General features: G+C 73.8%; 6 protein-coding genes, 1 tRNA gene, 1 other RNA gene and 2 pseudogenes. 9 read left to right on the forward strand and 1 reads right to left on the reverse strand.

All coding sequences use genetic code 11. The features are described from left to right. Positions 1–106: 106 nt before the first annotated feature. From P1P75_RS36375 to P1P75_RS36395, 5 genes and pseudogenes are all read left to right on the forward strand, one after another. A complete protein-coding gene (locus tag P1P75_RS36375; protein ID WP_319263527.1) occupies positions 107–754 on the forward strand; it encodes a GNAT family N-acetyltransferase in 648 nt (215 codons plus the stop codon). Beyond that, on the forward strand, positions 751–1,224 hold the full coding sequence (locus P1P75_RS36380; RefSeq protein WP_319263529.1) for a cupin domain-containing protein: 474 nt from the start codon (positions 751–753) through the stop codon (positions 1,222–1,224). Before P1P75_RS36375 ends, P1P75_RS36380 begins: the two co-directional genes overlap by 4 nt. Then, positions 1,221–1,997, forward strand: a complete 777-nt coding sequence (locus P1P75_RS36385; RefSeq protein ID WP_319263531.1) for an SDR family oxidoreductase — start codon at positions 1,221–1,223, stop codon at positions 1,995–1,997. The genes P1P75_RS36380 and P1P75_RS36385 overlap by 4 nt, the downstream gene beginning before the upstream one ends. Before the next feature lie 191 nt (positions 1,998–2,188). After that, the gene (locus tag P1P75_RS36390; RefSeq protein WP_319263537.1) at positions 2,189–4,087 is read left to right on the forward strand and encodes a copper resistance protein CopC; all 1,899 of its coding nucleotides are present in this window, start codon (positions 2,189–2,191) and stop codon (positions 4,085–4,087) included. Positions 4,088–4,204: 117 nt separating this feature from the next. Beyond that, a pseudogene (locus tag P1P75_RS36395) lies at positions 4,205–4,424 on the forward strand (DNA-binding response regulator); the annotation flags it as partial. Between the two features lie 173 nt (positions 4,425–4,597). Here P1P75_RS36395 and P1P75_RS36400 read toward each other — a convergent pair. Beyond that, a tRNA-Ser gene (locus P1P75_RS36400) sits at positions 4,598–4,685 on the reverse strand. Between the two features lie 72 nt (positions 4,686–4,757). Between P1P75_RS36400 and ffs the strand changes: the two genes are divergently transcribed. The 4 genes and pseudogenes from ffs to P1P75_RS36420 all read left to right on the forward strand — a co-directional run. After that, positions 4,758–4,856, forward strand: an RNA gene (ffs, locus tag P1P75_RS36405) — signal recognition particle sRNA small type. A 73-nt stretch (positions 4,857–4,929) separates the two neighbouring features. Then, positions 4,930–7,236 carry a DNA polymerase III subunit gamma and tau gene (locus P1P75_RS36410; RefSeq protein ID WP_319263532.1) on the forward strand — a complete coding sequence of 769 codons (2,307 nt, stop codon included), beginning with the start codon at positions 4,930–4,932 and terminating at the stop codon, positions 7,234–7,236. Positions 7,237–7,380: 144 nt separating this feature from the next. Further along, positions 7,381–8,634 carry a phosphoribosylamine--glycine ligase gene (gene purD / locus P1P75_RS36415; RefSeq protein ID WP_319263534.1) on the forward strand — a complete coding sequence of 418 codons (1,254 nt, stop codon included), beginning with the start codon at positions 7,381–7,383 and terminating at the stop codon, positions 8,632–8,634. A gap of 304 nt (positions 8,635–8,938) precedes the next feature. Continuing rightward, positions 8,939–9,356: pseudogene (locus P1P75_RS36420) on the forward strand (hypothetical protein); the annotation flags it as partial.

Raw genomic sequence — 9,356 nt, forward strand, 5'->3', positions numbered from 1 at the left:
CACCCCGACAGCCCCCACCACCACGATCAGCTCCCCCTCTGGCTCACGGGCGAGCTGGCCCCGGTCGTCACCGACTGGGCGCACCTGACGAAGGAGAGCGAGAGCGATGACTGACGCGCACGTCCATGACGTCCATGACGTCCATGACGTCCAGCACGTCCAGCACGTCCATTACGTCCATGAGGAGAAGGCTGACGGCTTCGGCACCGTGCGTATCCGGCCCGTCGACGCCGAGGCCGACGCCGCGGTCCTGCACGGCTGGGTCAGTGCCGAACGGGCCGTGTTCTGGGGCATGAACGGCCTGACGCGGGACCAGGTCGCCGAAATCTACGCCCACATGGCCGGCCTCGACACCCACCACGCCTATCTCGTCGAGCTGGACGGCGACCCCGTCGCCGTACTCCAGACCTACGAGCCGTCGGAGGACCGCGTCAGCGAGTGCTACGAGGTCGAGCCCGGGGACATCGGCGTCCATGTGCTGCTCGCGCCCCCCGAGGAAGGGGGCGCGCGGCCGGGCTGGTCGTCGGCGCTGATGGCCGTCTTCGCGTCGTACGTGCTGGTCGGGCAGGACCGGCGGCGGGTCGTGGTCGACCCGGACGTGCGCAACGAGAGGGCCCTCGCCCGCTTCCTCCACCAGGGCTTCGAGGCAGGACCGGTCGTCACCCTCCCGGAGATCGACCTGCCGGATGTCCACCTGCCGGAGAAGCGGGCCCAACTGGCCTTCTTCAGGCGGGAGGTAGCCTTCCCCGGGTGACCCCCGAGGACCTCGTCGCGCACTACGGCCTGGAGCCGATCCCCCGCGAGGGCGGCCGGTTCCGCCGTACCTGGACCGGCCCCGGACTGCCGGACGGCACCCCCGCCGGGTCCGCGATAGTCGCCCTGCTCACCGCGGACGACTTCTCCGCCCTGCACCGCCTGCCCAGCGACGAGATCTGGCACTTCTACCTCGGCGACCCGCTGGAACTGCTGCTCCTCGCCCCCGACGGCACCTCCCGCACGGCCGTGCTCGGTCCCGACATCCTCGGCGGCCAGCACCCGCAGCTCACCGTCCCCGCGCGCACCTGGATGGGCGCGCGGGTGACGTCCGGCGGCTCCTGGACCTTCTTCGGCTGCACCATGACCCCCGGCTTCACCTATGCGGGCTACGAACACGGCGACGCGGCCGTCCTGACGGCGCGCCACCCCGACCGGGCCGGCCTCATCGCGCGACTGTGCCGTCCATGACCTTGCTGGCAGGGCGGACCGCCCTGATCACGGGAGCGGGCGGCGGCCTCGGCCGGGGCATCGCGCTGCGCTTCGCCGAGGAGGGCGCGGCCGTGGCACTGCACTGCCGTACGGCGGTGGAGGCGGCGCGGGTTGTCGCCGCGGACATCGTGGCGGCGGGTGGCCGGGCCGTCGTCCTGCAGGCCGACCTGAGGGCCGAGGAGGAATGCCGGCGGCTCGTCCGGGAGGCCGCCGAGTGGGCCGAGGCAGGCGGTGGCGGGGGCCGGCTGACCAGCCTCGTCAACAACGCGGGCGTACAGCCCGTACGACCCCTGCCCGGCATGACGGCGGCCGACTGGCGGGAGGTCGTCGACACCAACCTGACCAGCGTCTTCGCCTGCACCCAGGCCGCCGCCGAGATCATGCGCGCACACGACGGCGGCACGATCACCCACATCGCCTCGGTGGAGGCGGCCACCCCCGCCGAGGGCCACGCCCACTACGCCGCCTCCAAGGCGGCGGTCGCCGCACACGCCCGCGCGGCGGCCCGCGAGTACGGCCCCCACGGCATCCGCGTCAACTCCGTCTCCCCCGGCCTCATCGAACGGGACGGCCTGGACCAGGCCTGGCCCGAGGGCGTACGGCGCTGGCGTGAGGCGGTCGCCGTCGGCCGGCTCGGCCGCCCCGAGGACGTCGGCGACGCCTGCGTCTTCCTCGCCTCCGCGCTCGCCTCCTGGATCACCGGGCACGATCTGGTGGTGGACGGAGGGGTGTCGGCACGACCGTCATGGTGAGCGGGACCGGCGTGGTGGACGCGTTGCCGTGGTGAGCGGGACCGGCGTGGTGGGCGCGTTGCTGGTGAGCGTGGTGAGCAGGACCGGCCCGCGGTCCGTACGTATCGGCGAGCATGGGGAGTCCGCGGCGGTACGTACGGAGTGGTGACGTGAACGATGGTCGGGACGGCGGGCGGCGGCTCCGGGCGCTGGTGCTGCTGGGCACCACGGTCCTCCTGCTCCTCCTCGGGAGCGCGGGACAGGCGTCCGCGCACGCCGCCCTGCGCGGCGCCGACCCCGCCGACGGGGCCGTCCTCAAGACCGCTCCCCGCAGCATCACCCTGACCTTCACCGAGTCCGTCGGCCTGATCGACGACACCTTCCGCGTCTTCGACCCCGGCAACGGGCGCGTCGAGACCGGCGAGGCCCAGCACGTCGACGGCCGGTCCGACACCGCCCGCGTCACCCTCCCCGCGAAACTCGGCACCGGCACCTTCACGGTGGCCTGGCGGGTCGTGTCGGCGGACAGCCACCCCATCGCGGGCGCCTTCACCTTCTCCGTCGGCGCGCCCTCCGCGACCCTGGCCACCGTCCCCAGCGGCCCCGTCGAGGACCCGGCCGTCGCCGGCCTGCACAAACTCGGCCGCTATCTCGCGTACGGCGCCGCCGCCCTGCTCATCGGCACGGCCGCCTTCGTCGCCCTGTGCCGCCCCCCGGACGTCCGGCCCCTGCGGGGGCTCCTGATGGCCGGCTGGTGGACGTTCACCGCGTCGACGGTTCTGCTGCTCCTGCTGCGCGCCCCCTACGAGACCGGCGCCGGGCCCGCCCAGGCCCTCGACCCCTCCGGGCTCGCCCGGACCCTCGCCGGCCGGCCCGGCATCGCCCTGGCCGCCCGGCTGCTCCTGCTGGCCGCTGCCGCCGCCCTCCTGCTCCGGCAGCGCGGCCGGGTCCGGCCCACCCGGGCGACCGCCGTCACCGGCACCGCCCTGGCCGTGGGCCTGGCCCTGACCTGGGCCGCAGCCGAACACGCGTCGGCCGGCATCCAGGTCCCCGCCGCGATGGCCTCGTCGGTGCTGCACCTGCTCGCCATGGCGGTGTGGCTCGGCGGCCTCACCGCCCTGCTCACCCTGCTGCGCCTCGGCACCCTCCCGGCCGCGGTGGCCGCCCGCTTCTCCCGGCTCGCCACCCTCTCGGTCACCGTCCTAGCGGTGACCGGCGTCTACCAGGCCTGGCGCGGCCTCGGCACCCTCGACGCCCTCACGGAGACGACGTACGGCCGGACCCTGCTGGCCAAGCTGGCGGCGGTGGGCCTGCTGCTCCTGGCGGGCGCGTGGTCGAGGCAGTGGACGGGGCGACTGGTGAGAACCGGGACCGACCACGCGCAAGTGACCGATGAGACCGATGAGACCGATGAGACCGATGTGACGGACGAGGAGGAGGCGGAGATGCCGGAGAACCAGCTGGTGGTGAAGGTGGCAGCGGCGGTCGGAGTCTCCGCGAAGGAGGGGGTGGCCGCGAAGGAGGGGATGGCCGCCCGGACACCCGAGGACGCCCCCTCACCGCCCGTCGAGAACCGGTCCGCGGACGGCCCGCCCCTCACCCCGGCCGAGCACGCGCACCGCCGCGCCCTGCGCCGGTCCGTCCTCGCGGAGGTCGTCGTCTCCGTCGTCGTCCTCGGTCTCACGACCGTACTGACAGGCACCCTGCCCGGCCGGGCACAGGCAGAAGCGGCCACGGCCGAGCAGTCGGTCGGGCTGCCCGTCGCCTCCGTGACCACCGTCCCCTTCGACATGAGCAGCGCCGGCGCACCGGGCGCCCGGGGCACCGTGCAGATCACCCTCGACCCGGGCCGGGTCGGCGAGAACTCGGTGCAGGCCGTGGTCTACGGCCCCGACGGCGGCTTCGCCACCGTGCCCGAACTCCGCCTGTCCTTCAGCCTCCCCGGCCAGGACATCGGCCCGCTCGACGCGAAGATCACCGACCGGTCCGGCTACTGGGCCGCCGAAGCCGTCAACCTGCCCCTCCCCGGCACCTGGGAGATGAGCGTGACCGTGCGCGCCTCGGAGATCGACCAGGTGACGGAGACGAAGACGGTCCGCATCACGCGCTGAGGTCAGCGGCGCTCAGGCCGGTCGGTGGGCGCCCGGGTCGATCGGCGCTGGGGCCGGCGGCGGGTGAGGTCGGTCGGCGCCCGGGTCTGCCGGCACCCTGGTCTGGCGGCGCCCGGGTCCTACGACACGGACGCCGACGTCACCCGAGCCGACGAGGCCGGCGCCACCGGCTACCTCCTGAGGGCCGAACGCCCCGAGGACCTCTTCACCGCCCTCCACGCCGCCGCCCAGGGCCGCCCGTCCCTCTCCGCCCCCGTCGCCGGCCGTGTTCCTCTCCCACCTGCGCAGCCCGCTCCACCCTCACCCCCGAGAACGCGACATCCTCGCCCAGCTCTCCCATGCTCAAGGACGTGGCCCGGAAGATCGCCGATGCGATCTGGGGAACTCCGGAGGCACCCGGAACTCCGGAGGCACCCGCTGTGGACAAAAACCAGGACGACGAGGGCGGACAACGACGAAGGGCCCCACCGCGAACGGTGGGGCCCTTCGACATCGTGCCCGGTGAGGCACTGGCGGAGGATACGAGATTCGAACTCGTGAGGGGTTGCCCCCAACACGCTTTCCAAGCGTGCGCCCTAGGCCACTAGGCGAATCCTCCGCGGCAAACAATACAAGACGTTGAGGAGTGCTCGCGAACTCGTTCCCCCTGGCCGCCATCGGGTACTGTGGGCGCAGCCCCTCACGCGGCGCTATCTGACTGAACTCCCCCAGGGCCGGAAGGCAGCAAGGGTAGGTCGGCTCTGGCGGGTGCGTGGGGGGCGCTTGCGTTCCCGGGGCGGACTCGAAGCGGGGCGGACTCGGGGCGGGGCCGGTTGTCGGTGGGCGCCTATAACCTCGTATGCGTGTCGTCTCTCGCGCTGTACCGCCGCTATCGCCCGGAGTCGTTCGCCGAGGTCATCGGGCAGGAGCATGTCACCGACCCGTTGCAGCAGGCGCTGCGGAACAACCGGGTCAATCACGCGTACCTGTTCAGCGGGCCGCGCGGATGTGGCAAGACGACCAGCGCGCGCATCCTGGCCCGCTGCCTGAACTGCGAGAAGGGTCCGACGCCCACGCCGTGCGGTGAGTGCCGGTCGTGTCAGGACCTGGCGCGCACCGGGCCGGGTTCCATCGACGTCATCGAGATCGACGCCGCTTCGCACGGCGGTGTGGACGACGCCCGTGACCTGCGGGAAAAGGCCTTCTTCGGGCCCGCGGGCAGCCGTTACAAGATCTACATCATCGACGAGGCCCACATGGTCACGTCGGCCGGTTTCAACGCGCTGCTCAAGGTCGTCGAAGAGCCGCCGGAGCATCTCAAGTTCATCTTCGCCACCACCGAGCCCGAGAAGGTCATCGGCACCATCCGGTCCCGGACCCACCACTACCCCTTCCGGCTCGTGCCGCCGGGGACGCTGCGGGAGTACCTGGGCGAGGTGTGCCAGAAGGAGGACATCCCGGTCGAGGAGGGGGTACTGCCGCTCGTCGTGCGCTCCGGCGCCGGCTCCGTGCGTGACTCCATGTCCGTCATGGACCAGCTCCTCGCGGGCGCGGGCGAGGCCGGTGTGACATACGCCATGGCGACCTCCCTCCTCGGGTACACGGACGGCTCGCTGCTCGACTCCGTCGTCGAGTCGTTCGCCACCGGTGACGGCGCCGCCGCCTTCGAGGTCGTGGACCGGATCATCGAGGGGGGCAACGACCCGCGGCGGTTCGTCGCCGACCTGCTGGAGCGGCTGCGGGACCTCGTCATCCTCGCCGCCGTCCCGGACGCCGCGGAGAAGGGGCTCATCGACGCCCCCTCCGACGTCATCGAGCGGATGCAGGCCCAGGCGGGCGTCTTCGGCGCCGCCGAGCTGAGCCGCGCCGCCGACCTCGTCAACCAGGGCCTCACCGAGATGCGCGGCGCCCACTCGCCCCGCCTCCAGCTCGAGCTGATCTGCGCCCGCGTCCTGCTCCCGGCGGCCTACGGCGACGAGCGCTCCGTCATGGCCCGCCTCGACCGGATCGAGCGCGGCGTGAACTTCTCGGCGGGCGCGGCCCCCGCCGGAATGCCCGCCGTCGGATACGTCCCCGGACCGGAGGCTCACGCGCCGGCCGTCCAGGCCCCTGCCGGTGCCCCCGTTCCGCCGGGCAGCGGCGCGGCGGCCGCCCGCGCGGCGGTACGCGGTCCTGCGGCGGCCCTTCAGCAGCCCCAGGTTCCGTCCCACCCGGCGCCCCAGCAGGCAGCCCCGGTCCAGCCGCCGGCCGCCGCTCCTGCCTCACCGGCCCCTCCGGCCCCGGCCGAAGCGAGCCCGCCCGCCGCCCCCGCTCCCGGTGCCTGGCCCACCCCCACCGTCGCCGGCAGCGGACGCAGGCCCGGCGGGTGGCCCACGCCCACGCCCGCGGGCGGCGGCGGACGCCCCCCGGCGACCCCCGACACGGCCGCCGCCGCACCCGCCCCGGCGCCGGCCGCACCCGCGGCCGCTCCGGCGGCCGGGGCCTACGCTCCCCCCGCCGGTGGCCTCGACCCCCGCACGCTCTGGCCCAACATCCTGGAGGCGGTCAAGAACCGCCGCCGCTTCACCTGGATCCTGCTCAGCCAGAACGCCCAGGTGGCGGGCTTCGACGGCACCACCCTCCAGATCGCCTTCGTCAACTCGGGCGCCCGCGACAACTTCGTCAGCAGCGGCAGCGAGGACGTGCTGCGGCAGGCGCTGGCCGAGCTGTTCAACGTCCAGTGGAAGATCGACGCGCTCGTCGACCCGTCCGGCGGCGGCTCCGCCCCCCCGCCGTCCGGCGGCTTCGGCGGTCCTCCCGCGTCGCCCGGCCCCGGCGGGGCGAACAGCGGGGGTGGCGGCTACGGCGGCGGTTACGGGGGTGGCGCCCCTGGCGCCGGTCCGGGCGGCGGCGGCATGACGGCCCCCCAGTCCTCCGCGCATTCCTCCGCTTCCTCTTCCTCCGCACACTCCTCCACATCCTCCGGCCCGCCGCAGGCCCGGTCCGCCCAGGCGTCGGCCTCCGCCCACGCCTCGTCGAGACCCCAGTCCCCGGCCCGTGAGCACGTCTCGGTCGAGGACGACATCCCCGAGGACGACGACCCCGACCTCAACGAGTCGGCCCTCTCCGGCCACGAACTGATCGTGCGCGAGCTGGGGGCGACCGTGGTCGAGGAGTTCACCAACGAGTAGCGGGCGAGACCCGGCGCCCGAGCGTCTCCCGGGGACATCGCCCCAGCTCGGGGCCCTGCTTCGGCGGAACCTACGAACACCCGCCCCGCCATCCTTCGGAAGCCCGCACAAAGCACCCGCGGCCAGGCCCGTTAGGCTGGCCCCGTGAACGTCCTCGTCATCGGCAGCGGCGCCCGCGAACACGCCCTGTGCCGCTCACTGTCCCTCGACCCCGCGGTCACCGCCCTGCACTGCGCCCCCGGCAACGCGGGCATCGGCGAGGTCGCCGAGCTGCACCCGGTCGACGCCCTGGACGGCAAGGCCGTAGCCGCCCTGGCCACCGAACTGGGCGCGCAGCTCGTGATCGTCGGGCCGGAGGCGCCGCTGGTCGCCGGCGTCGCCGACGCGGTGCGCGAGGCGGGCATCCCGGTGTTCGGCCCGTCGAAGGAGGCCGCGCAGCTGGAGGGCTCGAAGGCGTTCGCGAAGGACGTGATGGCCGCTGCCGGCGTGCCGACCGCCCGTTCCTACGTCTGCACCACCCCCGCCGAGGCCGCCACGGCCCTCGACGCCTTCGGAGCGCCGTACGTCGTCAAGGACGACGGTCTGGCCGCAGGCAAGGGCGTCGTCGTGACCGGCGACCTGGAGGCCGCGAAGGCCCACGCCGCCGCCTGCGGGCGCGTGGTCATCGAGGAGTTCCTCGACGGTCCCGAGGTCTCCCTCTTCGCCGTCACCGACGGCGAGACGGTCGTCCCGCTGCGGCCCGCCCAGGACTTCAAGCGCGCCCTCGACGGCGACGAGGGTCCGAACACGGGCGGCATGGGCGCGTACTCCCCGCTGCCCTGGGCCGACCCCAAGCTGGTCGACGAGGTCATGGAGACGGTCCTGCAGCCGACCGTCGACGAGATGCACCGCCGCGGCATCCCGTTCTCGGGCCTGCTCTACGCGGGGCTCGCGATCACCGGCCGGGGCGTGCGGGTCATCGAGTTCAACGCCCGCTTCGGCGACCCCGAGACGCAGGTCGTCCTGGCCCGCCTCAAGACCCCGCTCGCCGGTCTCCTGATGGCCGCCGCGACCGGCAACCTCGCCGACCTGCCGCCCCTGCGCTGGAGCGACGAGGCGGCCGTCACCGTGGTCGTGGCCTCGCACAACTACCCCGGCACCCCGCGCACCGGTGACCCGATCACCGGCCTCGACGAGGTGGCCGCCGAGGACGCCCCGCACGCGTACGTCCTGCACGCCGGAACCCGGCGCGACGGCGACGCGGTGGTCAGCGCGGGCGGCCGGGTCCTGTCCGTCACGGCGACCGGCGTGAACCTCACGCAGGCACGGGAACGGGCGTACGAGGCGGTCGCGCGCATCGGCCTGAACGGCTCCCAGCACCGTACGGACATCGCCGCGAAGGCGGCGGCAGAGGCGTAGACCTCAGGGCGCACACAGCCCTCAGCAGGCACTTTCAGGCCCCGGGTTCGGGATGGGAACGTCCATCGAACTCGGGGCCTCTTCCTTGCCCAGAGTCATTCACCTTTCCCCAAAGCCATTCCATCGAGTGAGCGCTCTTCCAACCGGCTGACGGAGGACGACGTGCCAACTAGGGTGCGGCGCAAGCGTTCCGGCACTTGGCCCACCGGCATTGCGATGTCAGTGGCGGGTGCCAAAGTGGGGGAGTGAGCAAGACCAGGAGAGCCAGGACGGCCAGCACTGAGGGGAGGGGGTGAGGTCCGGCGTGACCGGTATCGGAGTGGAGGCACGCGCCCAGGGCGCGCGGGCCAGGGCGCTGGCGGTGCTGCGGATCCGCGGACGGGCGCTGGCGGTCGCGATGCTGCCCGCGGCGGCGGCGGTGATCCTGCTCGCGGGCGGATCCAGCGGCCACTTCACGGGCCACGGCTGGGACCTCGCCCGCTGGGTGACGTCCGTGTTCGCGGTGCTGGTGCTGCTCGCCGCCGGGGTGATCGCCCTGGTCGTCGTGCGGGCCCGGCCCGCCGTCACTCCCACGGTCGCGATCGCCGAGAGCGCGGCCCCCGATCTGTACCGCCTGGTGCGCGACCTCGCCGACCGCCTCGACGTCCCCGCCCCCTCCGCGATAGCGCTCACCCCGGACTGCGACAGCTGGCTGGAGGACCGCACCCACCCGGCCCACGGCC

The organism is Streptomyces sp. ID05-39B, from assembly GCF_033794725.1.
GTDB classification, from domain to species: Bacteria; Actinomycetota; Actinomycetes; order Streptomycetales; family Streptomycetaceae; genus Streptomyces; species Streptomyces bobili.